This window comes from Paenibacillus sp. FSL R7-0313 (assembly GCF_037969885.1).
Lineage (GTDB): Bacteria > Bacillota > Bacilli > Paenibacillales > Paenibacillaceae > Paenibacillus.
Map to the genome: position 1 here is coordinate 3,589,674 of NZ_CP150219.1, position 23,088 is coordinate 3,612,761.

Annotated in this window: 21 protein-coding genes; 13 read left to right on the top strand and 8 right to left on the bottom strand. The window is 43.9% G+C overall.

Annotation, left to right across the window (positions count from 1 at the left end):
- The first annotated feature begins 44 nt into the window (after positions 1-44).
- From NSQ38_RS15745 to NSQ38_RS15775, 7 genes are all read left to right on the top strand, one after another.
- On the top strand, positions 45-215 hold the full coding sequence (locus tag NSQ38_RS15745; RefSeq protein ID WP_339782862.1) for a hypothetical protein: 171 nt from the start codon (positions 45-47) through the stop codon (positions 213-215).
- Between the two features lie 574 nt (positions 216-789).
- Positions 790-975 carry a hypothetical protein gene (locus tag NSQ38_RS15750; protein ID WP_339782864.1) on the top strand — a complete coding sequence of 62 codons (186 nt, stop codon included), beginning with the start codon at positions 790-792 and terminating at the stop codon, positions 973-975.
- A 209-nt stretch (positions 976-1,184) separates the two neighbouring features.
- The gene (locus tag NSQ38_RS15755) at positions 1,185-1,874 is read left to right on the top strand and encodes a hypothetical protein (protein ID WP_339782865.1); all 690 of its coding nucleotides are present in this window, start codon (positions 1,185-1,187) and stop codon (positions 1,872-1,874) included.
- The gene (locus NSQ38_RS15760; RefSeq protein WP_339782866.1) at positions 1,871-2,293 is read left to right on the top strand and encodes a hypothetical protein; all 423 of its coding nucleotides are present in this window, start codon (positions 1,871-1,873) and stop codon (positions 2,291-2,293) included. Before NSQ38_RS15755 ends, NSQ38_RS15760 begins: the two co-directional genes overlap by 4 nt.
- A 429-nt stretch (positions 2,294-2,722) precedes the next feature.
- Positions 2,723-2,956, top strand: coding sequence for a hypothetical protein (locus tag NSQ38_RS15765; protein ID WP_339782867.1), 234 nt, complete (start codon positions 2,723-2,725; stop codon positions 2,954-2,956).
- Positions 2,957-3,434: 478 nt separating this feature from the next.
- On the top strand, positions 3,435-3,596 hold the full coding sequence (locus NSQ38_RS15770) for a hypothetical protein (RefSeq protein ID WP_339782869.1): 162 nt from the start codon (positions 3,435-3,437) through the stop codon (positions 3,594-3,596).
- 286 nt (positions 3,597-3,882) lie between these two features.
- Positions 3,883-4,755 (top strand): HNH endonuclease, encoded by an 873-nt coding sequence (locus NSQ38_RS15775; RefSeq protein ID WP_339782871.1) that lies wholly within the window; start codon positions 3,883-3,885, stop codon positions 4,753-4,755.
- 401 nt (positions 4,756-5,156) lie between these two features.
- On the opposite strand, the gene NSQ38_RS15780 is transcribed toward NSQ38_RS15775, so the two are convergent.
- On the bottom strand, positions 5,157-5,585 hold the full coding sequence (locus NSQ38_RS15780) for a hypothetical protein (protein ID WP_339307107.1): 429 nt from the start codon (positions 5,583-5,585) through the stop codon (positions 5,157-5,159).
- A gap of 803 nt (positions 5,586-6,388) precedes the next feature.
- The gene (locus tag NSQ38_RS15785; protein ID WP_339307109.1) at positions 6,389-6,607 is read right to left on the bottom strand and encodes a helix-turn-helix transcriptional regulator; all 219 of its coding nucleotides are present in this window, start codon (positions 6,605-6,607) and stop codon (positions 6,389-6,391) included.
- A 113-nt stretch (positions 6,608-6,720) separates the two neighbouring features.
- Here NSQ38_RS15785 and NSQ38_RS15790 point away from each other — a divergent pair, with 113 nt between their 5' ends.
- Entirely contained in the window at positions 6,721-6,990 is a 270-nt protein-coding gene (locus NSQ38_RS15790; protein WP_339782874.1) for a DUF6809 family protein, read from the top strand.
- A 176-nt stretch (positions 6,991-7,166) separates the two neighbouring features.
- Here NSQ38_RS15790 and NSQ38_RS15795 read toward each other — a convergent pair whose 3' ends face one another.
- Complete coding sequence (locus tag NSQ38_RS15795; RefSeq protein WP_339782876.1) at positions 7,167-8,546, bottom strand: right-handed parallel beta-helix repeat-containing protein; 1,380 nt, start codon at positions 8,544-8,546, stop codon at positions 7,167-7,169.
- 526 nt (positions 8,547-9,072) lie between these two features.
- Between NSQ38_RS15795 and NSQ38_RS15800 the strand changes: the two genes are divergently transcribed.
- Positions 9,073-11,055 carry an ATP-dependent DNA helicase gene (locus NSQ38_RS15800; RefSeq protein WP_339790556.1) on the top strand — a complete coding sequence of 661 codons (1,983 nt, stop codon included), beginning with the start codon at positions 9,073-9,075 and terminating at the stop codon, positions 11,053-11,055.
- Positions 11,056-11,568: 513 nt separating this feature from the next.
- Here NSQ38_RS15800 and cysK read toward each other — a convergent pair.
- Positions 11,569-12,525 carry a cysteine synthase A gene (cysK, locus tag NSQ38_RS15805; RefSeq protein ID WP_339782878.1) on the bottom strand — a complete coding sequence of 319 codons (957 nt, stop codon included), beginning with the start codon at positions 12,523-12,525 and terminating at the stop codon, positions 11,569-11,571.
- A gap of 310 nt (positions 12,526-12,835) precedes the next feature.
- Entirely contained in the window at positions 12,836-13,219 is a 384-nt protein-coding gene (locus NSQ38_RS15810) for a hypothetical protein (protein ID WP_339782880.1), read from the bottom strand.
- A gap of 444 nt (positions 13,220-13,663) precedes the next feature.
- On the opposite strand from NSQ38_RS15810, the gene NSQ38_RS15815 reads away from it, so the two are divergent.
- Complete coding sequence (locus NSQ38_RS15815; RefSeq protein ID WP_339782882.1) at positions 13,664-17,227, top strand: S-layer homology domain-containing protein; 3,564 nt, start codon at positions 13,664-13,666, stop codon at positions 17,225-17,227.
- 542 nt (positions 17,228-17,769) lie between these two features.
- On the opposite strand, the gene NSQ38_RS15820 is transcribed toward NSQ38_RS15815, so the two are convergent.
- Positions 17,770-18,003 carry a hypothetical protein gene (locus NSQ38_RS15820; protein ID WP_017687536.1) on the bottom strand — a complete coding sequence of 78 codons (234 nt, stop codon included), beginning with the start codon at positions 18,001-18,003 and terminating at the stop codon, positions 17,770-17,772.
- Positions 18,000-19,037, bottom strand: a complete 1,038-nt coding sequence (locus tag NSQ38_RS15825; RefSeq protein ID WP_051447360.1) for a nucleotide-binding protein — start codon at positions 19,035-19,037, stop codon at positions 18,000-18,002. The genes NSQ38_RS15820 and NSQ38_RS15825 overlap by 4 nt, the downstream gene beginning before the upstream one ends.
- A 947-nt stretch (positions 19,038-19,984) precedes the next feature.
- On the opposite strand from NSQ38_RS15825, the gene NSQ38_RS15830 reads away from it, so the two are divergent.
- Complete coding sequence (locus NSQ38_RS15830; protein ID WP_036614465.1) at positions 19,985-20,719, top strand: YitT family protein; 735 nt, start codon at positions 19,985-19,987, stop codon at positions 20,717-20,719.
- 126 nt (positions 20,720-20,845) lie between these two features.
- On the opposite strand, the gene NSQ38_RS15835 is transcribed toward NSQ38_RS15830, so the two are convergent.
- Positions 20,846-21,316, bottom strand: coding sequence for a DUF2188 domain-containing protein (locus NSQ38_RS15835; RefSeq protein ID WP_339782884.1), 471 nt, complete (start codon positions 21,314-21,316; stop codon positions 20,846-20,848).
- A 200-nt stretch (positions 21,317-21,516) separates the two neighbouring features.
- Between NSQ38_RS15835 and NSQ38_RS15840 the strand changes: the two genes are divergently transcribed.
- Both NSQ38_RS15840 and NSQ38_RS15845 read left to right on the top strand, forming a co-directional pair.
- Positions 21,517-22,317: a lipid II flippase Amj family protein gene (locus NSQ38_RS15840; RefSeq protein ID WP_339782887.1), complete on the top strand. Its 801-nt coding sequence runs from the start codon at positions 21,517-21,519 to the stop codon at positions 22,315-22,317.
- 136 nt (positions 22,318-22,453) lie between these two features.
- A complete protein-coding gene (locus tag NSQ38_RS15845) occupies positions 22,454-23,062 on the top strand; it encodes a TetR family transcriptional regulator C-terminal domain-containing protein (RefSeq protein ID WP_339782889.1) in 609 nt (202 codons plus the stop codon).
- The last annotated feature ends 26 nt before the right edge of the window (positions 23,063-23,088 follow it).

Genomic DNA, 23,088 nt, shown 5'->3' on the forward strand with positions numbered 1-23,088 from the left:
TGTTCAGACACCCTGTTGGGTGTTTTTTTATTGGAGGAGAAAACATGGAATTGCGAGTTATACCAATCGATCATATTAATGCAGCAGCTTACAAATCCCATGTTGACCTTCAACCTGGTGATGTTGAATATGAGAAGCTTCGCCGTAGCATAAAGGAACGAACGTACTGGGCATATGGTCGGCGGTCATCAGCGATACAAGAAAATGGTCAATGACTAGTAAGGGGAAGATACTCCTTGAAAGCAAAAAGGACATGAAAAACGTGGTCTCAAGTCACCAGATAGAGCGGACGCATATGTTCTCACCTTCGGTGAATATATGATGGGAGCACATCAATCTATAATGCTTCCGTCAATAAGTAGTGTGTCAATAAAGAGATAAACTGAAGATTCGATATCCCAATCATATAGTTGAGATAGTAAAACTGGCATAGCCAACAAACTAAAGGATTGTGGAATGTTCTATCCATCTGAAAAGCGAGATGAATTTACAGTATGTTGGCAATTGAATGACGGTGAAACAGCAATACACTAGGTACATAGAGAGGTTAAGCCCTCTCCGGTGCGCCTGGTGCCCGTTATCGCCTCAGGACTCAACCATGCTGAGTGACCCGGCGAGAGTCTTCTGACTTCTTGCAGATGTGGCGGTGTGGACGTGGGGAAAGCGGGTAAAATCACCGCATTTTATTATGGCCTTTCAGGAAACTGTGGGTTCGGGTCCCAAAAGGTCTTTTTGTAAAAGGAATGAAAGCTCATTTGTTGAGTTAATTATCTATGGAGGTGAGAATTCATGAATGAGATCAGACAATATTTCTACCAAATTACAAAAGAAGATGTACTTGGACGTGCGATGGTTTTTAATTGGGAAGTAATGGTTGCTCTAGGGGATGACGGCTATTATTACGGAAGAATCGCAGGGGGACGCTATCAACAAACTTTCCGTACCCTTGGTCATCTACAAATGAAACAAATTTAGAGCCAGCGCTTGAACATTTGAAAACGGTATGTGACAGTCGCTCAGTAGTTTAAACCACAATGCACTCATTCGGGTGCATTTTTTATTTGTCTGGACGTAATGAATGGTGAACTTTGTTCAGTAAATCCGTGACCGTGCATATAAAATTCCTACTGTGTTAGCATACTAATTTATGGTAAGATATCTTATTATGAGGAGGGGAAATTAGAATGATGTCTTCGATCGTATTAATCATATCAGTAATAACCGCTACATTATCTACAGTTCTAACAGCGTTAAGTTTTCGAGATTACAAACGTCTTACTGATGAAAGAAAGAAACTGCTTGATTATTTAACTAGCGGTATGGATTTACCTGACAGAGACAGAAATAACAAAATGAAATGGTACATAAGAAGAACTGTAGGCCGTTCTACAATTAAATCAGTGGTAGGCTCACTGGAGCAATCAAATGTTGATAACATTTTGAAAGCTGTTACTGCTGTGCAAAAATTTAATAAAGCAATTAGTGAGGTAGATTTAAAAAAAAGGTTACCAGAACTTACAATAGTTAATTTCTTAGTCGATTACAAAGCTAAAAATACTTCTTTAGCCTACTTATTTATTGCTCTTGCTTTTGGAGTTTTTGTCATAGTAAATAGAGGAGATATTAATAATTTTTGGACTATTTTGTTTGTGCTTTTGTTGTTTCTAGTCTTTCTTAATCAGAAGATATTAGAGTATCGTATAAGAAAAGGTTTTTATGGATCGAATGAGTATGAAGCAAGAGAGTTGCTCTATTTCATAACTTCTAAAGATAATGATAATAATTTCAAGGGAAAGAAAGAAATCTTTCCTAAAGAAACTAAAGAAGACTTATACAAAGATTTGGATAATATTGCAATGGGGGAAAGAGCTTGAACGAACAGCTGAAGGATCAAATATCATCCTTTACCAAGAAAGCAATAGATTTTCTATTCTTATATAATCCTAAAGAAACTAGTCTTGGATTTTTGTTGGGGAATGTACTATACTTCCTGTCAGATGTCTTCAAACCTATACTATCTAGGATGGAAAACATTTTGGATATCACAAAGATGAATTACATTGGCTGGGTTTTATTTGGGGTTTTGATCACTACTTTCCCAGAGATGTTTAAAAAGAAAAAGCTTGACCCTGAAATTGAAGGTATTTTGAGTTATATAAAAGAGGCTCAAGTAAACGGAGATTTAAGTAAAACAGAAGTGCGAAGAATGTATCGATTACTTTATGAAAAAGCTCTCCAGGGTGCAAACACAAAAGAAATGGATAGAAATATTGGCGATAGTATGGAAGCATGAAGGCACTGGAGGGGGATGTGCGGGTACGAATGACCTCGATATGTGACTACTTTTGATTTGAAAAGAACACTGTGCTTACAGACGGCGATTTGAGTTTGTATCTCAGGGAGGGAATGTTTATATCCATTTTAAAGCCATCCATAACCCGATGGCTTTTTTACGCCGAGATTCTCAAGTGATTGTAAATATGAAGGGCGGTTTTGAGGATATTTAAAGGTGGTGGCAGGCTCATTGATTAGAAGTACGCGCTTTGTAGCTATTAAAGAGCCACCTGTCCAATACATATCCAAATTACAGCCCGAGCAATGTAGAGGTTATGTATGGGGCAGATGGAATGGGGTGAAACAGTTCTGTAGTAGACCTGTTTGTCCTAAAGAGGTAAAATATCCCTAGCATGTTTTGATAGTGTTAGAGGAGGTGTAGAAAGAAATGAAATTAGAGTTACAGTTTTTGAATGATTCTGGAGATCGAATTAACGAGCAAGATATGATTTATGACTCTGAATTTGTGCCGGTTCCCAATACTGGTGACAGTGTTGCTCTTGAAGGAAAACGATATATCGTAACCTCAAGAGAATTTTTGTATTTATCAGGAGGCTTTGCAGGCGAAATCCGTGTATTGGTATACGTCAAAGAACCAAATAAAGCAAAGTTTGAATTTTAAGCACCCGCTGTGGTGCTTTTTCTTTTTCCTCCTTATGACAGAATGTTAGCCATTTTAAGCATCACAGCATGAGAACTTACGTTTGTAGGGGTTAGCCATTTTGAGAGCTGAGAACAGGCGCTGAGTGAGCTTACGCACGGATATGAAGCTCACCCGAACGTTGAAACCAACTCAATACAATTATTGTCGTATATTGGGATTTATAATATATTTGTGGTGGAGGTGTTATATGGAAGTTTACGAGGGTTATTATATTCATGTGCAAAGGATTTCTAATGGGCAGCATAAAGCATTTTCGAATTCGGGCGATGAATATGTTGATGACATGACACTTAGAAGACAGCACTCGCTGGTTTGAAAGGTAAAATCGACAATATTGCAAAATTCCGGGCAATGCAGGAAGAAGCGAAAAGAATGAAAGAATGAGAGCGCCTTCGGGTGCTTTTTTTTGTTGCTATTAAAATTTGAGGTGATAGATATGAACATGAGAATCGTGCCGATCGATCAGATTAATGCAGCAGTATATATCCCGAGAATCGACCTTCAGCCAGGCGATCCGGAATATGAGAAGCTTCGTCGCAGCATAGAGGAAATCGGTTATGTTGAGCCGATTGTCTGGAACGATCGAACAAGCATGTAGTAGGTGGCCATCAGCCGACTTGGGTGCAGCGCCTCCAAGCTGATGACTTGTAATCAGCTGGATCGATCTTCTTGCAGGACCGTGGAGATTTATCCGAAGTTATGCGATGTAATCAAACATCTATACAATGAGTACCTGGTATAAAGCCTGTACTTTTATTTTCAGTTAAGTTCAATTAATTAGTAGTTTTCGAATCACTATTTTGATAGGAGATTTGTTGCATTATGTCGAACTAGAAACTTAAATATAAACGATATAGGTCAGGAACTTCATGAGATATTTCTTAGTGTTTCAAAACAAGGAATTCTTATGGGCTCCTAAAGCAAATTTAGAAGGCCAGACCTTCTATCACTGGAATTCCATGAACTTAGTATCAAAAGGGGACGTAATTTTTAATAGTTTTAATGGTAAATTGTTATCAATTATTGTTGCCAAGAATGGTTTTATAGAGTCATCTAAGCCTGCCGATCTTGCAGAAGTTGATCTATGGGAGAATGACGGATGGAAAGTTGCTGCAAGATACTTTCAAGTGGATAAACCTTTTAGATACAAGGATTACATGGATGATATTTTAGCTTTACAAGGTGAAAAGTACGCCCCTTTTAATTCATTAGGCCGAAGAAATACAGGATACCTATTTCAGGTAACATATCAACTTGCTGACTACTTATTCTCCTTGCTAGAACTTAAATTGAATGATGTTGTCGCCGTTGAAAAAAGCGAAGATGAATTAATTGAAGCTGAAATAATTGCAGTTTCAGATGAGCCGCAAGAGACAGTTAGGGAGCAAATTGTTAAAAACAGAATCGGTCAGGGTATTTTCAAACAGAGATTACGAGCACTTGAGGAAAAATGTAAGTTGTGTGGGATTGATAATCCGAATCTTTTAAGAGCTAGCCACACAAAGCCTTGGAGTGTGTCTAGTAACAAAGAAAGACTCGATCAATATAACGGTTTTCTACTATGTCCAACCCATGACATCCTTTTTGATAAGGGTCTAATAAGTTTTCGTGATGACGGCTTTATTTTGGTCTCTCCATTACTTGAAGCCCATAATAAGATATTGATGAACGTACATGAAGAGATGAAAGTAAATCTCCTAGAGCGGCACAAGGTTTACTTGGAATATCACAGAGAGCGCATATTTAAAACTCAATAAAACACAGGTAACCTTCGGTCTTAGATAAAGCGGTTAATTTTGTTGGAAAAATAAAAAAAGGAGGACGCGCTAACGTACTCCTTATTACCCAAGGTATCCCCCGGCTGAGATAGCGTCCCGTCGCGCGCGGCATTTATCGACTCCGCCGCTTTTTTTGCATTCCATCATAACGGAAAGCTGAGGGATACACATGAGAAGCAGATGAAACTTTGTTGTAGCGCGAACTTGAAGTCATGGAGGGCATCCTTGAGTCAAAGGAACAGTATCGTAAAATCGTCAAGGCATGGATTGCCCAGTGGTTGAAAGACCTACAGTCTGAAAATAAAAAAGATGCAGACTGTAAAGGATTTGGAACGTCTCATCGAGTTGGATATCAAGCTTCAGCAGGATGAGTTGTGAATTTAATGAAAGTCTTTGGATTCTAATAACTCATCGATAATTTGCAAGATAATAGTGTATGTGACTACTTTTTTATTAAACCGTTTGTTAGTTTGAGTTGCGCCAATCATAATAAAAAGAATAAACAAGTACATAGGAATAAATAGTAACTTTTCTGGTACTGAAGAAGGAACTATACTAAAAAATCCGACAATCAAGCTAATTAAAACAGCGAAAATTGCAATATTATTGCTTTGGGCACCCCCTAGTGATAATTGAGCTTGATAGTGGGTTCGGATATTCTTCAGCTCGTTTTCAACGTTTATTCCTTGCTTCGCGGAATTATGCACTATGTATCCCAGGCTTATTCTTACTTTCTCTACGTGCTCAGGATTTTTTATTTTTATTGCATTTAAGTACTCTTCGAGAGATTGCACTTTAGTATAAAACATATATCTCCTCCTTTGAATTTAATATCGGAATACGAAGTCCCAAATTAAATAATTGGGGGATGAATGTATGAGGATTACTGATTAAATCCGTAGTAACACTATAGTAACTCGATGATATTATAAATCCATAGAAGTATGAAGAAATGTAGAAGGTAAGGAAACTTTTCCTACCTTCTATTTTTATGTCTGGTGAAACATTGAAATGGTATCTTAAAGCCATTTTTTCATTTGCGAATTCAGTTCTTTCGGCCGCAGTAGTGTCTGTTCATCCCGATATTTCGCATGCGCTCTACAACTTTCTGCGTATGGGAGACACGCCAACTTAGAATGGCAGAAATCGTTAGATGCAATCAAGAACTTACTGGATTCTCCACTTCCCTCGCCTGGTTATCAGAATGGAAGGTCGCTGGACAAGCTTGATACGATTCAGCGGATTATGATCATGGTGCGTGGAGCTTGTGCTGGTGAAGTAATTCTTAACGAACGTTGTAACGATGTGATTGATATCGTAGCTGTTGACCCTGCGACAATTTGGTTCAGGAGAGAAGAGGATATGAATCAACTTGTTCCTTGGAAATACATCAAAAAATCCACGTCCCCGTGCTGTTAAGGAATGGTTGGTCAATAGAAAAAGATTAATACGCCGACATTCATCTATAGAGAGTTCTATCTTATGATTGATGATCCTTACAAACGAACGCCCATAGCAAGTTTGAAAGGATGAATACATTACCAGGGTACTAGTTTGGCTTTGCTTTCAGCATGAAAGGACTTAGCCACGGGTATATGAAGTTCAAGCCAAATCAATTTGATGGATAAGGCTTTCTTACATCCGTCCGATTCAAAAGATAATCTGTACTTGTCTGATGATAGTCAGCCAGCTTAATCAATATAGCGGTTGGAATGTCCAACTCGCCACGTTCATAGTTACTATAAACACGTTGACTACAGCCAAGATAGGTGGCCATTTGTGTTTGGGATAAGTCTTTGTCTTCACGCAAATTGCGTATACGAGCGTACATTATCATCACCTCTCCAACATCATACTTTAGCGTGTTATCCGCTATTGATTTTTAGCGGAAAATCCGCTAAAGTATAGTGAGAATAGTTGGTAAAAAGACTAGGTGGGGATAACATGTCAAACCTGATTGAAGATTTGTTTCACGGGAACTTGCGGTTGGACGAGTCGATTCATCCTGAGCAAGCTGAATATCAGGAGATCAATCGCCAGATATCGGACCTGATGCAAGACTACAGAACACAGCTTACCGATAACGAATACGATGCTTTGGAACAACTGGTAGACCTGATCGGACAATCCACATCAATGTATGTTGAAGCAGCGTTTGAGCAAGGTTTTCGTACAGGCGGTAAACTCATTATTGAGGTCTTATGCAAACCGTGAGTATCTATCAATTTATAAGTCAGCAGGGTATGTATAGCAACTCAAAAATCCCCTTCTCCAACACCGGCAATCTGGCTGGCATAGAGAAGGGGATTTTATGTTTATTCCGTAGCGTCTTTTAATCCATATGTGCACTCAACACACATGTCCTACTCAAACTCCACCTACACTACAACCTATCTGGCCCCAATATTTGTACCCGATGGCGTACCTGAGCCAATCAAATCACTGCCACCCGCAAGCTTCAGGAAATTACCCAAGACAGGTGTTCCGTCCGCGCTACGCGTTACCGAAGGCACGAGGGAGACAAAGTCGGCTGCGCTGGCGAGCAGGCCTTTGGCGTTCTCGCTTTTTTTGTTCTTCCACCAGACGTTGGTGCTGCTGACGTCGGTTCCGCTTGTTTTGTCACTGGCGCCGCCTTGGAAGGACAGGTTGTTGGTGAAGATGTGGGTGCCTACATCAAAGGCAAAGTTGCTTTGCCCGTTGTTCCAGGAGGTGTTGTTTTTCATCTGAATCGAGCCGGGATTGCTGTTGTAGGTGAAGCCATGCTTTTTATTATTAAACGCAATATTGTTCTCAACGATATGATTCACGGCAATCTTCTCGCCGCCCAGCTTGAAGCCGTTGCCATCACTGTTGGAGGTAGAAGTGCCGTCTGCGGTTGCGCCATTGGCGTAGGCGATGCTGTTGCGGATCGTAACCGCGCCGATGGCGCCTGTGTCCGTTTTGCTATAGAGATCCCAGCCATCGTCCACGTTATAAGCCGCAATACAACCGTCGAAGACATTGCCCGGGCCTACGGTCAGTTTGGCCGCAAAACCGTCTGCATCCTCGCCGTCATCCGGATCATAGTTGTTGTGGGAGTAGGAACGAATCACTTCATTATATGCAGGCCATTCACTCTTGGCGGCTGTGGAAGCATAACGTCCCATTTGAATACCCGTATCCCGGTTGTGATGAGCCTCGATCTGCTCCAGGCGGTTGTAGCTGCCTCCGATGAAGATGCCGTTATCGCCTGCACCCTTCACCTCAAGCCCTTTGACGAACCAGTAGTCTCCGAACATTTGCAGTCCACGATTGGTGGAAGCGAAGGTTTGGGCTGAGAAATCAAAGACTGGTTTTTCCGATCCATACGCCACCAGGTTTTTGCGTTGGCTCGATGTGCCGCTATTGCCACGTTCAATGGTAATGGTCTGGGAGAAGTTATAGGTACCGCCGCGTAGATAGATCGTTTTGCCCGGTGCGATCTGGGTTAATGCGTTAGCCAGAGACGTTGGACTGTTGATCGTACCCGGATTGCTGGCTGAGCCGTTAGGGGAGACATAGAGATCACCCGCAGCAAGTGTCATACTTGAGGTGGCGGCTGCTTCTGATGGGTTATTTTGCAAGCTACTCTCGATCAGTTCCGCCGCACCAACCGACCCACCACCAATCAATAATAGAGGGAACGCGGCACTCAGACAGAGTTGGGCCATTTTGGATTTGAGGGAACGTTCCTTCAGAGAACGGGCAGATCGTGCAGATACATGAGTAGATGTGGATGGAAATAATTTCATTACGTAGACCTCCTTGGTTAATGGGAAATAGAATGCGTGAGCTGCTGTTGCTTTGTACCGGACAGGTGAATCATTGGGGTAAGTCATTGCGATTGGACAGAACCCATCTGTACAGCACAGCTTCATGGTAAATGTTGTAAACGTTATCATCAATAATCATTTGCTCAGATTGGTGCACAAGCTGACGTAGCAGGCTTCTCCGGTTCGAACGCCATGTATTGCACAGGTGTCATATAATCCTGCCATCGGTTCATCGCCCTCATTTAACAGCCCATCCTCCCAAATGAATGTAATAAGGCTCTCTTTTGTCCATAAATGACACTCAAACACACCCTTGATCCACCAAAATCAACCTCGGTATCAACCGATGACGATGGGGAAAAGAGCAATGGTGACTGCAAAAAATACGTCCTTCATTTATCGTGTCAAAAAAAAGTTGTCATTCACGTCATGACGTGAGATAATTAACTTTTGCCCAGCGGCCTTTTTGGAACGGAAAATTGAAATTGGACCGCTTTGTCTAAGAATGGAGGCTGACCTAGGATTGTCTACACAACGTTATCCTTTTGCATATGATCCGGCTGAACCTTTTGTATCCCGTCTTGGGGAATGGGTTGCCGATGTTTTTTACGATATTTTGCCAGAGTCCGGCTTCGAGGTACGGGATGAACAGATTTTTATGGCGTACCAGCTCGAACGGGCCTATGGAGATAAAAAGACCATTATGGCGGAGGCCGGTGTCGGAACAGGCAAGACGTTAGTCTATCTGCTCTACGCGGTCTGTTATGCACGTTATACGGGCAAACCGGCAGTGATCGCCTGTGCCGATGAGTCCTTGATTGAACAGCTTGTGAAGCCCGGCGGAGATATTGCGAAGCTGGCTGCACATCTGGACTTGGAAGTGGACGCACGTCTGGGTAAGTCACCGGACCAATACGTCTGTCTGAACAAATTAAGTGCGATGCGATTTGCGGATGAGGATGCGCCTGTTATTGAAGAAGTGCATGAGAGTCTGCCGGATTTTGTGAACACGCCGGGTACACTTCAGGCCTTCCATCCATATGGTGACCGCAAACAGTATCCACATCTGAATGATCGTCAGTGGAATAAAATCAACTGGGACCCGTTCCAGGATTGTTTTGTTTGTCCAAAACGTCAACGCTGCGGCCTGACGCTATCGCGTGACCATTACCGTCGTTCCAAAGACATCATCATCTGTTCCCATGATTATTACATGGAGCATGTCTGGACCTACGATGCGCGCAAACGCGAGGGACAACTGCCCCTGTTGCCTGATCACAGCTCAGTTGTATTTGATGAAGGACATTTGCTGGAAGAAGCAGCCCTGAACGCACTGAGCTACAAATTGAAACACCGCATCTTCGAGGAACTCGTGACTCGCCTGCTTGAAGGTGAGATTCGTGAATCCCTCGCGGAGCGTGTGGATGAAGCGATTGAGAGCAGTGAGCGACTGTTTGCATTGCTGGATACGTATACGGTGGCGATTCCGGGATCGGAACGGAAAGAAGTTCGGGTAGAGCCGCCACTGCTGCGTGAGATTGAACGTCTGACGAGTGTGCTGGATGCGATCGGTGAGGAACTGGTATTTGAGAGCGGATTGTTCTCGCTGGATGGTTATCAGATGCGTGTCGTGGAAGAACATTTGGACATGATTCAGTCTGCACTTGCCTTGTTCCGCAAGGAAGATGGTTACATCTGTTGGGCGGAAGAGAGCGAGGATGAGACAACCTTATCGATCATGCCGCGTACCGTGAAGGAAATGCTGAACGAGCGGGTGTTCAACACAGGTATTCCAATCGTGTTCTCCTCTGCAACGTTATCTGTGGATAGTTCATTCCGTTATGTAGCGGACAGCCTGGGCATTGATGATTTTGTATCGTTCTCGGTAGCTTCCCCGTATGATTATGCGGACAAAATGAAGATGAAAATTACCAATGAAGCTGTGCCGGGTCACCCGGAGAACGAAAATCGCATGCGTGATGCGGTGTCGTTACTCCAGGAGAGTGGAGGACGTGCGCTGATTCTGTTCCGTACGATGGAAGAACTACGCGCGTTCAAACAGGACATCGTTCATGTACCTGAAGCAGAAGGTTTGCGCTTTATGTATGAGGGCGACCGGGAGATCAGTGATCTGATCGCGGCGTTCCAGCAGGATGAGGAGAGTGTGCTGTGCTCCGTTAATCTGTGGGAAGGACTGGACGTTCCAGGACCGTCATTATCCAATGTCATGATCTGGTCGCTTCCGTATCCACCACAGGACCCTGTCTTCAATGCAAAACGCAGTGCGTCGGCAGCACCATACGAAGAGATCGATCTTCCGTATATGCTCTTGCGTGTGAAGCAAGGTCTCGGACGTCTGATTCGGACAAGCACGGATTCCGGTTCTGCGGTCATTCTCGATGAATCGCTGTATACCAAAAAGGAAGCCAAAGACCGCATTGCGGCTCTGCTTCCTGAAGGTGTGGAATGGACAACCCTGATACACTAAACAGTTTACGTTAAATGTTCTTGCTTTATTTTTAATGATAAGGTTTCTTGATAAAATAAGTTCTTGTTCTCTGCGGATTCACCATTCGTATGGGAGCAAGAGCTTATATTTTATTTTGTTGGTTCCTTCAAAGTACTTCTCTTCCCTTTTTTTTGAGGGATTTTCCCTCGCTTCTCGCTACCCCAATCGCTTCAACATTCTAACGAATCCACCGCACCTTATTAGGGTGATAATGAAGAGATGTAAATTCTAACGAATCTCAGTAACGTTATCCCACCGAAAATATCTTTTAAGCCTGTAAATCGACCGAATTTGGAGAAATAACGTCGCTGTGATTCGTTACACGTCAGACCTGCGCAAATAGGTGAGAATAGCGTGTGCCAGGTTCATTAGAACCAATGAACGCTAAATGAACACTAAATGAAATGAGCGATAATAAAGAAGGGCCTCTGTTATGCTCATGACTTATGGGACATGGAAGCCCCTTTTTGATGTGCATAGATTTTTGCTGTGTTAAAAAATATCCATGCTCAAATACCGTTCCCCGGTATCCGGCGCAATGCAGAGCACTCGGTGCCCCGGCCCTAGTTCCTTCGCGATGCGAAGGGAGGCCCACACCGAAGCCCCAGAGGAAGGGCCGAGTAACAGCCCTTCCCGGGCAGCAAGCTGCCGCATCGTCTCCAGTGCGTCCTCATCGGACACCTGGATGATGGCATCCCACACGTCGGTATTCAGGATGTCCGGAATGAACCCCGGACTTGTACCGACGAGCTTGTGTGGTCCGGGCTCGCCACCGGACAACACCGGAGAACCTTTGGGCTCCACCGCATAGATGCGGATATCGGGTAACTGCTTGCGCAGTTCCTCTCCCGTCCCGGTAATGGTTCCACCAGTTCCCGCCGTCGCGATGAAGGCATCCAGCTTTCCTTCCATCTGTTGCATAATCTCGGGAGCCGTCGTGATCCGGTGAATGTCCGGGTTCGCCTGATTTTCGAATTGCTGCGGAATGAAACTTCCCGGAATGTCTGCCTGAAGTTCTTTTGCTTTGCGAATCGCACCTGGCATCCGCTCCGCGGCAGGGGTGAGAACCACATCTGCGCCGTAGGCTTTCAGGATATTGATGCGTTCCTTGGACATATTGTCCGGCATGATCAGAATCGCTTTATATCCTTTGGCGGCGGCATTCATCGCAAGACCTATGCCCGTATTGCCACTGGTTGGTTCGATAATGGTTGCGCCGGGTAGCAAGTGTCCCGCAAGTTCAGCCTGAACGATCAGATTGTATGCGGCACGGTCTTTGACGCTGCCACTGGGGTTGAAGTATTCCAGTTTCACGTATACGTCAGCGGAGTCGTTGCCTGTGAGTCGGTTCAGTTTAACGGCAGGTGTCTGGCCGATCAGTTCGGTTACATCTGCGGCAATGCCTGTATGTGCGGGTGTTTGTTTAATCGAATGGGTATTCAAATCCATGAAGTACAGCTCCTTGATTGATAAGACGTTGAGCGTATATCCGGTTGAAATCAATTCATGCCTTATTGGAATGGTTGGATATCTCTATTCCATCTTAATGAACGTAACCTTCCGTGGTCAACTTGTTTTGCTGGGGATGGATATTCTAAGTCTCACTTAAAGCAGTAATGCACATCAACAATTAGTGGTAGTGACGTTTTGTAATGATTCAAACGTAACTTTAGATGGTGAGAAGGTTGATCATATCCATCTGATTTAGATGAACAATAGAAGGGGTTGTATACCCGGGTGCAATATTGTCAAAGTTGCATCAGGTCTGCGCCAAGTCCATCTGCAGATGCCGAATGAGTTCTTTTTTGACTTCATTGCGTGCAAATGTCCACAGCATATAGAACCGTTGCCAATACCCCCTGCACATGTACAGAGTTTCGATACCATCTGCTTCACGTTTCTCTTCCAGTACTTTGACACCACGGTTTCTCATCTGTTTACGAAGGACCAACATCTCCTTGAGCACATTGTTCTGAATGCGGGTCAGCGACAGAATGTAGACTTCAGGCATCTTCAGCATCAGCGTATCCAGTGTACGAATATCTCGTTCAAGTACATCCAGCAATAGCGTGCGCACAACAAGACCTTTAATCAGACGATGGTCTTCATCCGCAGGGGATGGGGCGGAAGTTGAGGATGTCATATGTTCACTTCCTTAGCCATAAATATATCGTTCTAATTAGGAACAAACGTTCCTGTTTATATTATAGCCAGCATAATCCTGAGTCATGCAGGTTTCAATCTGAAAATATTTACATTTTCTCTTTAAGGCCGTTTAAATCACATGAAAACCTTTGTGTAATAAGGCTCTTAGGCAACTTCACCTATTCGAAATGCAGAACATAAAAGGAGAACTTACTCCCTTTGTTTAGAGTTTGTTTATAGTAGCTCGTTATACTATCTTTAAAATTTCAATCCACAACGAAAGGAGTACTAATATTTAAAAAATACATATTTCAACGGATGTACGTCTGATGGGTATATTATCAAGCTCGTTATGTAGCTAGAAAGTAGATTTGTAAGGTTGAGACGGAGATGAAGTCGCGAGGGACAAGGATTTTATATGATGAGTGGAAGGACGATAGTGATGAATAAAAGTTTACTGAGGTTTAAAAAAGTGATAACGATGCTGATTGTAGCTGCATTAATTTTTGGAGGAATTCCAGGGTTTCAGGCGTTAGGTGTAGAACGTGCTTATGCGGCAAGTGGAACATGGGTGGATGTGGGAGGAGTTGGATTTACATCAGGGCAGGCGGAGAATATTACGTTGGTCTTTGATCGGGAAGGTACACCGTACACCATGTTTAAGGATGGAGACAATGGCGGGAAAGCAACGGTTCTAAAATACGTTTCTGGAGCATGGCAAACCGTGGGGCCTGCTGGTTTCTCTACTGGCGTGATACATAACACCTCATCGCTCGCATTTGATTCTCATAATACTCCATACGCAGCTTATCAGGATGGGGATAATGAAAGTAAAGCAACAGTTATGAAATTTAACGGAGAACAATGGGAGATTGTGGGTAGTGCTGGTTTTTCAGCAGGAGCGGCAGTTTACGTTACACTTGCTTTTAGTCCGGATGATACCCCTTACGTGGCCTACCGAGATCATGCTGCAGATACTAAAGTGACAGTTAAAAAAATAAATGGAAATCAGTGGGAGACCGTTGGGACTGCCGGATTTACGACAGGTGTTGCACTAGAGATGTCCAAACTTATTTTTGATGCTAACGGAATTCCATATTTTGCTTTTAAAGATTCAACCAATAATAAATTGACTGTCATGCAGTTTGCAGGTGGTTTATGGAAAAATGTGGGGAATGCAGCATTTACAGCAGACTCGGCATCATATCCTGCACTTGCATTTGGTCCGAACAATGTACCTTATGTTGCGTTTCAAGACGGTTCCAACAGTTATAAAGCAACTGTAATGAAACTGAATGGCAGCCAGTGGGAAGTGGTAGGGAACGTGGGCTTCTCAACAGGATCGACTTATAAACTGTCTTTAGCATTTGATCCCCAAGGCGTACCTTACACGGCTTTCAGAAATAGTGTGAACTATAGCATGGACCCGCAGGGTGTTATGATGAAGCTGGATGGCAATCAATGGACTATGGTTGGGGGCAAGCCATTTTCCGCAGGTCAAATAAACGAAACTTCACTTGCCTTTGGTCCAAATGGCATGCCCTATGTAGCTTATATAGACAACTCAAAAAGTAATAAGCTGACGGTCATGACACTCTCTACAGAACATTCAGTGACTTACAATGCCAATGGCGCAATCACTGGAAATGTCCCCGTGGACAACAATAAGTATCAAAAAGACGAAACAGTAACTGTGCTAGATAACACTGGAGTGCTTGAAAAGGAAGATCATCAGTTCATTGGATGGAATACATCGGCAGATGGTAGCGGAACCAGCTATAGCGCAGCAGATACATTCTCCATTAGCGATAGTGATGTGACGTTGTATGCACAGTGGCAACCACTGTATGTAAATATTAGTTTTGAATCGAATGGCGGAACCGAGATTGACAATCAAAAGGTGAACTACAATAGCTCGGCAGTGAATCCTGATGCTCCGGAAAAAGCAGGATACACGTTCTCGGGATGGTATCAGGATAGCCAACTGCTTCAACCTTTTGACTTCAATACGAACTTGACGCAAAATATTACGCTTTATGCGAAATGGATGTCATCTACAGCAACACTCTCCACCCTTACGGTAAGTTCAGGGCAGCTGACACCGGACTTCTCTGTAGATGAGCTTGATTATCGCGTAGATGTTGAATCTGACGTGACAAGTTTAGACTTCTCTCTAGGCAAAGCAAATGAAGAACAAGTCGTACACGTAACAGGCGCTACAGGTGAAACCATGACGGATGGCATATACACATACACAGTTACGGATCTGGTATACGGCTCAAACCTTGTTAACATTAATGTGCAGGCGGAGGACGGCACCAGTAACGACTATAAACTTAACATCAATCGAATTGACATCACCAATGCCAAATTGAGTGAAATAGCTCTACCTTCGATCATATTATCTCCGACATTCAGCCCGGAAGAAGAGATATATGAAGCGACAGTCAGCAGTTCAGTTAGCACGACTGAAATTAGCGTTAAACCGGATCAAACTGGAGCCGTAGTGAAAATTAATGGTATCAGCGGTAACAGTACAGTCGTGCAATTAGTCAGTGGTATGAACACAATTACGATCGAAGTAACTGCATTGGACGGAATAAGCAAGAAAACATATACGCTGAACATCAAGCGCAATAGTGATGGTTCAGGCGGATCGGGTGGCAATGGAAACTCAGGTGGTTCCAGTTCTGGTGGAAACAGTGTAAGTACACCAGTGACTAATCCCGTCGTAACTCCGCCATCTACAGGTGCTCAGGTGCTAGTGAACGGTAAGGCCGAGAACGCTGGAAGCTTAGCCACTACTGAAGTGAACGGGCGAAAAGTTGTAACCCTTACAGTGGACGCAGTTCTCATTGCACAGAAACTTCAAACCGAGGGGAACAACGCCATTGTCACGATCCCTTTGACAGGTAATGGCCAAGGAGATCTGGTTATTGGTGAACTGACGGGCCAGACAGTCAAACTCATGGCTGACAAACAAGCCGTATTGGTGCTTCAAACGGATATTGCCTCTTACACGTTACCTGCACAGCAGGTTAATATTGAGAAGCTCGCGCAGCAACTGGGTGTGAATTCTGACAATTCCTTGGAGAACATCAAACTGCAAATCGAAATTTCACAGCCAACAGAAGCAGTGATACAGACAGCACAGTCAGCAGCTCAGGAAAATGGATATACTCTTCTGGGATCACCAGTTGATTTCAAAGTAACAGCCACTTTCGATGGCAAATCCGTGAGTGTGGATAAGTTCAATAGTTATGTATCGCGTACGATTGCATTAGCAGCGAACGTTGATCTAAATCAGATCACCACAGGTGTTGTAGTGGATACAGAAGGAACTGTGCGCCATGTACCCACAAAAATTACACAGGTGAATGGGGTATACCATGCGCAGATTAACAGCTTGACGAACAGTGTGTATGCCGTTATCTGGCACCCGCATACCTTCACTGATGTAGCCCAACACTGGGCCAAGACAGAAGTGAATGATATGGGTTCACGTATGGTTATCGAGGGAATCACGGACACCACATTTGAACCGAACCGTGGAGTTACACGTGCAGAGTTCACTGCTATCCTGGTACGTGGATTAGGATTAAAACCTGGAGAACAGCTTAACTCCTTTAACGATGTGAGTGGAAGCCAGTGGTACGCGGGTGCTGTGAACACAGCGTCCAGCTATGGCCTAATCGATGGATATGAAGATGGAACATTCCGTCCACAGGCACAGATTACTCGTCAGGAAGCAATGGCGCTCATAGCACGAGCTATGACAGTGACTGGAATGGAAACAGCTGCATCTGCCGGGAACGTTCAGCAATGGTCTGATTACGCGGATGCTGAGCAAGTAGCAAGTTGGGCGAAGGAAGCAGTAGCATCGAGCATCTCCGCCGGACTGGTGTCCGGACGTGGAAAAGATATAATTGCTCCGAATCAATCGATTACCCGCGCCGAAACAGCTGTGATTATACGCAGATTGCTTCAACAGTCCGGTCTCATCTAGACAGCCCCAGCTTATAAGTACGAAATTACGAAATAATGACTACTGAAACAGGCAGCGCTAAGTTAGCGTCGCCTGTTTTTTTACAGAAAAAAATTAAATGCTATTCAACTCTTATTGAAATTTTTATAGGTCAAAATATATTTCTCTTTTTTATTTACAGAACATATGTTCTTATATTATAATTGGAAATAGCAAGTGCAGGAAAGACGTGAACTATAACGATCATTCCTCGTCTTCTTTAGTTTGCTGAAAGCAATAAAACAGGACAAGCCTGCTCCAAAATAAGGTATAATTTATGGGTTTTGCAGGAAACCTAAGGCCATAAACCAAATAAGCTTATGCAATGCAGTCTGCTACAGAGTAATTACAAGCAATGAATTGCAATCATGATTCAAGGATGCCTTGCCTTAACACGATGGCACCAGGTCGACGAGTAGAAGCAGTTTTTGACGAAAATGAGCAACAAAAAAGCCCCTGCCTTGGGCGGCGGGGCCTATGGATTACTGCCGATTCAGCGGCAGGTTTGATGATGTGTTTAGAAGTTAAGCAAGATATTGAGGCTTTTCGTAGAACGCCTCTTTTTCAAGGATGACCTTATACGGTCTTTCCTTGCCCTTCAGGGAGGGCCCAATGGTTGTTAGCGGTACGGCCGGCTTGTGGAAACGATCTTCTTCCTTGGGTTCCGGAACCGGTCGTGATGATTCGGGCGCAGAACTGAGGCGTACCTTTTTTTCGCTGCCCCAGCGCTTGCTTATTTTTTTCGTTTCCGGTTTCATTCCGGTTCGCCTCCTAACAAATCGTTGATGGCGTTGAACAGTTGACGATTCTGTAGGTCAATCTGCTGAAATACCGCCTCATCCGCTTCAATATGTCCAATAATGTGAACGGTGATTACATACCTCTTGGCTACAGGATAGCATAGCAGATACTCTTTCTCAAGGTAATCATCATACAGGTTAATCTTGATTTTATTCTCCCGGTAAGAATCAATCACCAGGATGCGCTTGGGATCATCCGGTTGTTTGTCGTCGTTAGCGGACAAGTCATACTTTCTCCCCGGTTCTCCAACATTACCACATAATTGCTCAATATAACCACTGTCATCTGTACGGTATATGGCTGTGCCACGTACAGCGAATGGAGGATGAGAGACAAAGGCAGTACGCAGGGCATCGCTCATTCGCTCCAGCATCTTGGCATCTGCTTTGCGGGTACGCAGCAATTCCCTAAAGAAACGCAGCAACTTAAGCAGTTGTAACCTTGCTTCTCCCTCAGTGCGTTTATGCTTCTCAATGATGTTCTCCAATTCTGGATCACTCCAGCGTCCTTGTTCCTCAATACTGTCTGCGATTTTGGAACATGCCACGGACACGGCTGGTGCCCACTTTCCGTCAGAACGGATTTCATATACGAGTGGATTTAATCCCAGAAGATCTGTGGGCATACGCAATCCTTCAACCTTGGTTGTGTCCTTGATGTCTGTAATATCCTCAGGAAGAATGAAAAAAATACGTTTTCGTCCCAGACGACCCATAAACAGACCCATTTCCAGCATTGTATTATCCCGGACCGACGCGTAGTACTTCCCGCGAATTTTGGATATATCATCCGGATGAAAAATAAAAATGGCAAAGTCAGTCGTACGGACCTCTACTTCCAGATCGTCCATGGTATAGCTGCTTGGATTAAAAACCCCGGAATACCAAGGGGTAACTTCGGCTGAAAAACGTAAGTTTTCGTGTACTGCGGCTGCAATCGGCTTCGCTTCCAGCGAGCAGCCAATAAAGACTCTTGGCTTTAACGTTTTCATCAATCCGCCTCGCTTAAACGGTAGTGGGATTCAATTGTTATATTATACCATAAACAGCAGAGTAAGTCTGGAAACGTCTGAACTGGACAAAGAATAAGCCGATTACGTTTGCTATAGTGTATGTGTGAAAGGAAAATGATTCCTTTAAAAAGCGCAAGAAAATAAAAAAAGGCCCCAATTTGTCACAGTTGGGTGACTGACAGTTATTTTTGGAAGCTTTGGTCATAGAATAAAGGAGCAGGTTGCACCATTAGCAAGCATTGCTTATCCTGGTGTTGCCGTATGACTGCTGGAGCAGTCCAAAGGCTGCTTTATGCCCGTTTTTGAGGGGTCTGCTGTTTAGACCCGGTCACGTTGGTGTTATATAATAGAAGAACAAGCAAGTTAGCTTTGGTGTTTAAACTGAATGAACTTGCAACTGCTGTAAGTTGGATTTACAATTTACACAGGAACGAAGAGTGCAGAACCCATCTATAAGAAGCGAAGCGTTCGCCTGAAAGCTTTTTGAATGAAAGCAGCTTCGGAAGCATAAGATCACCGGATTTTCCCCAGAGGGAAAATGGAATTCCAAAAATCCGGGGATAACCGCGATCAAAAGAGGGTACTGTAATCCAAGTGTAAGTGTACAATTAAATGTTCAAGCTTATGCATTGTAGTTATTTTTCAGTTTAACTGAGCACAGCTAACCACAACAGAACAGAAAGGATCAGGATACCATGAGTTCCCGAAGGACAATCTCCCCAAGGACGATCTGGAAACGTTACGATCTCTCATACACATAGCGCCCCTTGTAGAGTACACCAACCGGTTCAAAAAAACGGCTGACTCTGCGAAAGAGGGGATTGGAATGAATATTCGAAGGACGTACACGATGATTTCTTCCAGGCTTACCTTTTGCAGGGTACGGTCGGTCTAAAAACCAACCTACAAACTGCGAGGGAACCTGAATGAAGAGAACATCGTTAACCTTACAACACGTTAAAACAGAGGCGATCAAATTCGCCATTATGCTACTCGGTACATTTATTTTAGCTTTTGCTTATTATCACATTAACTTTCAGAATCATTTATCGGAGGGCGGATTTGTTGGTCTGGCCCTGCTCGGAAAATACGCAACAGGCTTATCACCTGCTATCGGTATGTTGTTACTGGACATTCCGGTCATGATCCTGGCTTGGTTCCTCAAAGGCTGGAAATTCATGATTCAGGCATTGCTTGGCGTCGGTGCATTTTCCCTATTCTATGACGGCTTTGAACGATACTCCACACTGGTATTGTCGTTTAACGGAAATCTGTGGATTCCGGCAGTTCTATCCGGTATATTGACAGGGGTAGGCGCTGGGATCGTGCTTCGATTCGGTGGAGCGACAGGCGGAGACGATATTCTCGCCGTGCTGGTTAGCCGCTGGAAGGGATGGAAGCTGGGAACAGTTTTCTTTGTCAGTGATGCTTTTGTATTGGGATTGTCGCTTTTCTTTCTTCCGGTAAAAGAAACTTTATATACGATTCTGGCCGTATGGATTGCCAGTAAAGTCATCACGTACGTCGTCAGTGTTCCGGCTCGCGGAACCGTGGTTACAACTTCGGCTGTGAAATTGCCGATGCCATCGGCTGCAGCCAAGGCAGTTAACGCTGCTGCTATTTCACAACGGACTACGGTGGCTAGAGGGGTATCCAATTAACCATACGTTTCAGAACCAACCATAACCTGTATGCATCATATTCAGGTCTTGATAGTTAAAGTTCATACAAAATCCCTTTTGACTGCTCTTCAGCAGCAAAAGGGATTTTGTTGTTTTCCGATTCATTCAGGACTTGATCGAAGAAGCAATCTGACCATCCTGATTATGGATAATCGCTCGAATATTTTGTTTACTGCTAAGTTCTTTGGCCTTATCTACAGCTTCTGCCTTAGTATCAAATGTGGATAGATAGGTAGACTTTCCTTCTTCCTTGATCGCCCAGCCAGAGTCGGTAGGTACGACATGGATGTTATCATGACTTTTGGACGAAGAAACGGGCTCGGAATGACGACGATCTGTGGAAGACGACTTGTTACGGTTGGAATTTTCGGAAGAAGATGTGGAGTCCGATTTCGAACTTTCCGGTGCGGGATGATTTTCAACCCATTCTTCCGCCTTAGCTGTCGCTATAGCAATGGAGCGCCCTTCCTCATACCCGTCATCGAGCAGAGCATTGGCAATCTCAATGGCTTTATGTCTAACACGTGGTTCCAGGTTCTTCATGGATACCGGATAATCCTGTTTGTTCCAAGGCATATAAACCCCTCCTGTACGATGATGGATTAGTTGTATATTACCCTGTGAGGGGAGGGATAAACGATGAACAGGAGGTCAGTGGACGTGATTAAGGATGATCTAGAAGGATCTCGTTCCTATACTTTTGCAAGCCAGAGGAGTATAATGCTGTCCATGAAAGAAATAAGTTCAATAACAGGAATATAAAGGAGTACATACATATGTTTAGTCTTAGCCTGGCAATTCCTATGCTGTTCACCATGCTGATTCATGCCGCAGACAGCTTGTCATACGCGCTGCGTCTTGGAGGGCTTCGCACCCGCAGAATTGCGCTGGCCATTTCTTTGGCGGGTATCTTGCTGCTGGTTTCTAGAACCTCGAATATGGCCCAGGGCCCAATGGTAGGTAATCTGGTGGATACTGCAACACGTGGAGCCAATCCACACTTTGCGGCACAGCTACACTGGTTAATGGGTGCGGCAACGATTGGAACGGCATTAGCCATATTGTGTTTTCCAACCATGGTGAAGCTGTCTTCGAGAATGGTTGTACATTTTGAAGCAGCCGGTTCTATCCCAGCAATGGTTCGCGGTATGCTGAAGCGAAGCAAGATTAGAAATGCAACGTATTACATCACCCCGCCATCCTGGAAGATGGCCAAACGATTGGTACAACATGGGATGCCAAGACGGTTAATGCTGCTGAATGTAGCGGTAACCGCAATCTATACCACAGGTGTCCTGTCCAGCTTATACGCAGCGTATCTTTACCCAGGGCAGGCTGTAGCTGCATCCCAATCAACCGGGCTAATTAACGGAATAGCGACTATTTTGTTAACCATCCTGATTGATCCGCGGATTTCTCTGCTCAGTGACCGATCATTACGTGGCGAGATCCGTTTGGATCGCATGAATCAGATCTATGGCTGCATGCTCGTATCCCGTTTGTTTGGTACTCTGTTGGCACAGTTGTTATTAATTCCATTTGCGTATTGGATCGGTTGGATCGTAAGTATGAAGTGACAACTCCTTTCCTGAATTTTAGCCAGGCACTCTCTTGAACATCTTTTGAAGTAGAAAACGAGAGGGTGCCTGTGCAAATTGAATTGACGGGGTATTTGTGCTGTGATACTATTAGACCGAATAGTCGGTTTATTTTATGGGGGTTTTTCCAATCGAAGTCAAACGAAGAAAAGACGTTGCCCAGATAAAGAAAGACATTGCGCGTAATACCAAGGAACTGTTTGCTCAAAAGGGATATAGTGCAACTTCCATGGAAGACATATGTACGATTAACAATCGGAGTAAAGGCAGCATCTATTATCATTTCAAAAGCAAAGAAGAGTTATTCATGTATCTAATCAAGCTTAACAATGAAGATTGGATGGATGCTTGGCTGGACAAAGAATCCGGGTATAAGACTGCCATAGACAAACTGTACGGACTTGCTGACCATTATGTAGATGATTTGGCTAACCCGCTGAATCACGCCATTAACGAGTTTGTCTCGGGTCAGGTCGTCAGTCAGGAAATGCTTGATGAGATGCTTTCCCTGATCCGTATTCCTTATGCGACATATGAGTCCATTATTACTAAAGGGATGGAAGATGGGGAGTTAAAACAGGATGACCCACAGGATGTAATGCACATTATCTACGGTCTGTTTAGCGGATTGACTACGCTCTATTATGAGAAGGACCTGACGGATATTCGTCGTATTTACCACAAAGGCATGGCCAGTCTGCTGGCAGGTATTCAACAACATTAATCATGAAAAGCTGATGTAACTGTCAG

Bases quoted from the DNA above. Each gene is read 5' to 3' on its own strand.
- NSQ38_RS15830 (WP_036614465.1), top strand. From the start codon at position 19,985: ATGAAGAGAACATCGTTAACCTTACAACACGTTAAAACAGAGGCGATC.
- NSQ38_RS15825 (WP_051447360.1), bottom strand. From the start codon at position 19,037: ATGAAAACGTTAAAGCCAAGAGTCTTTATTGGCTGCTCGCTGGAAGCG.
- NSQ38_RS15820 (WP_017687536.1), bottom strand. From the start codon at position 18,003: ATGAAACCGGAAACGAAAAAAATAAGCAAGCGCTGGGGCAGCGAAAAA.
- NSQ38_RS15745 (WP_339782862.1), top strand. From the start codon at position 45: ATGGAATTGCGAGTTATACCAATCGATCATATTAATGCAGCAGCTTAC.
- NSQ38_RS15750 (WP_339782864.1), top strand. From the start codon at position 790: ATGAATGAGATCAGACAATATTTCTACCAAATTACAAAAGAAGATGTA.
- NSQ38_RS15810 (WP_339782880.1), bottom strand. From the start codon at position 13,219: ATGACATCCTCAACTTCCGCCCCATCCCCTGCGGATGAAGACCATCGT.
- NSQ38_RS15800 (WP_339790556.1), top strand. From the start codon at position 9,073: ATGGAGGCTGACCTAGGATTGTCTACACAACGTTATCCTTTTGCATAT.
- NSQ38_RS15840 (WP_339782887.1), top strand. From the start codon at position 21,517: ATGTTTAGTCTTAGCCTGGCAATTCCTATGCTGTTCACCATGCTGATT.
- NSQ38_RS15835 (WP_339782884.1), bottom strand. From the start codon at position 21,316: ATGCCTTGGAACAAACAGGATTATCCGGTATCCATGAAGAACCTGGAA.
- NSQ38_RS15845 (WP_339782889.1), top strand. From the start codon at position 22,454: ATGGGGGTTTTTCCAATCGAAGTCAAACGAAGAAAAGACGTTGCCCAG.
- NSQ38_RS15785 (WP_339307109.1), bottom strand. From the start codon at position 6,607: ATGTACGCTCGTATACGCAATTTGCGTGAAGACAAAGACTTATCCCAA.
- NSQ38_RS15770 (WP_339782869.1), top strand. From the start codon at position 3,435: ATGAACATGAGAATCGTGCCGATCGATCAGATTAATGCAGCAGTATAT.
- cysK (WP_339782878.1), bottom strand. From the start codon at position 12,525: ATGGATTTGAATACCCATTCGATTAAACAAACACCCGCACATACAGGC.
- NSQ38_RS15755 (WP_339782865.1), top strand. From the start codon at position 1,185: ATGATGTCTTCGATCGTATTAATCATATCAGTAATAACCGCTACATTA.
- NSQ38_RS15790 (WP_339782874.1), top strand. From the start codon at position 6,721: ATGTCAAACCTGATTGAAGATTTGTTTCACGGGAACTTGCGGTTGGAC.
- NSQ38_RS15780 (WP_339307107.1), bottom strand. From the start codon at position 5,585: ATGTTTTATACTAAAGTGCAATCTCTCGAAGAGTACTTAAATGCAATA.
- NSQ38_RS15795 (WP_339782876.1), bottom strand. From the start codon at position 8,546: ATGAAATTATTTCCATCCACATCTACTCATGTATCTGCACGATCTGCC.
- NSQ38_RS15815 (WP_339782882.1), top strand. From the start codon at position 13,664: ATGAATAAAAGTTTACTGAGGTTTAAAAAAGTGATAACGATGCTGATT.
- NSQ38_RS15765 (WP_339782867.1), top strand. From the start codon at position 2,723: ATGAAATTAGAGTTACAGTTTTTGAATGATTCTGGAGATCGAATTAAC.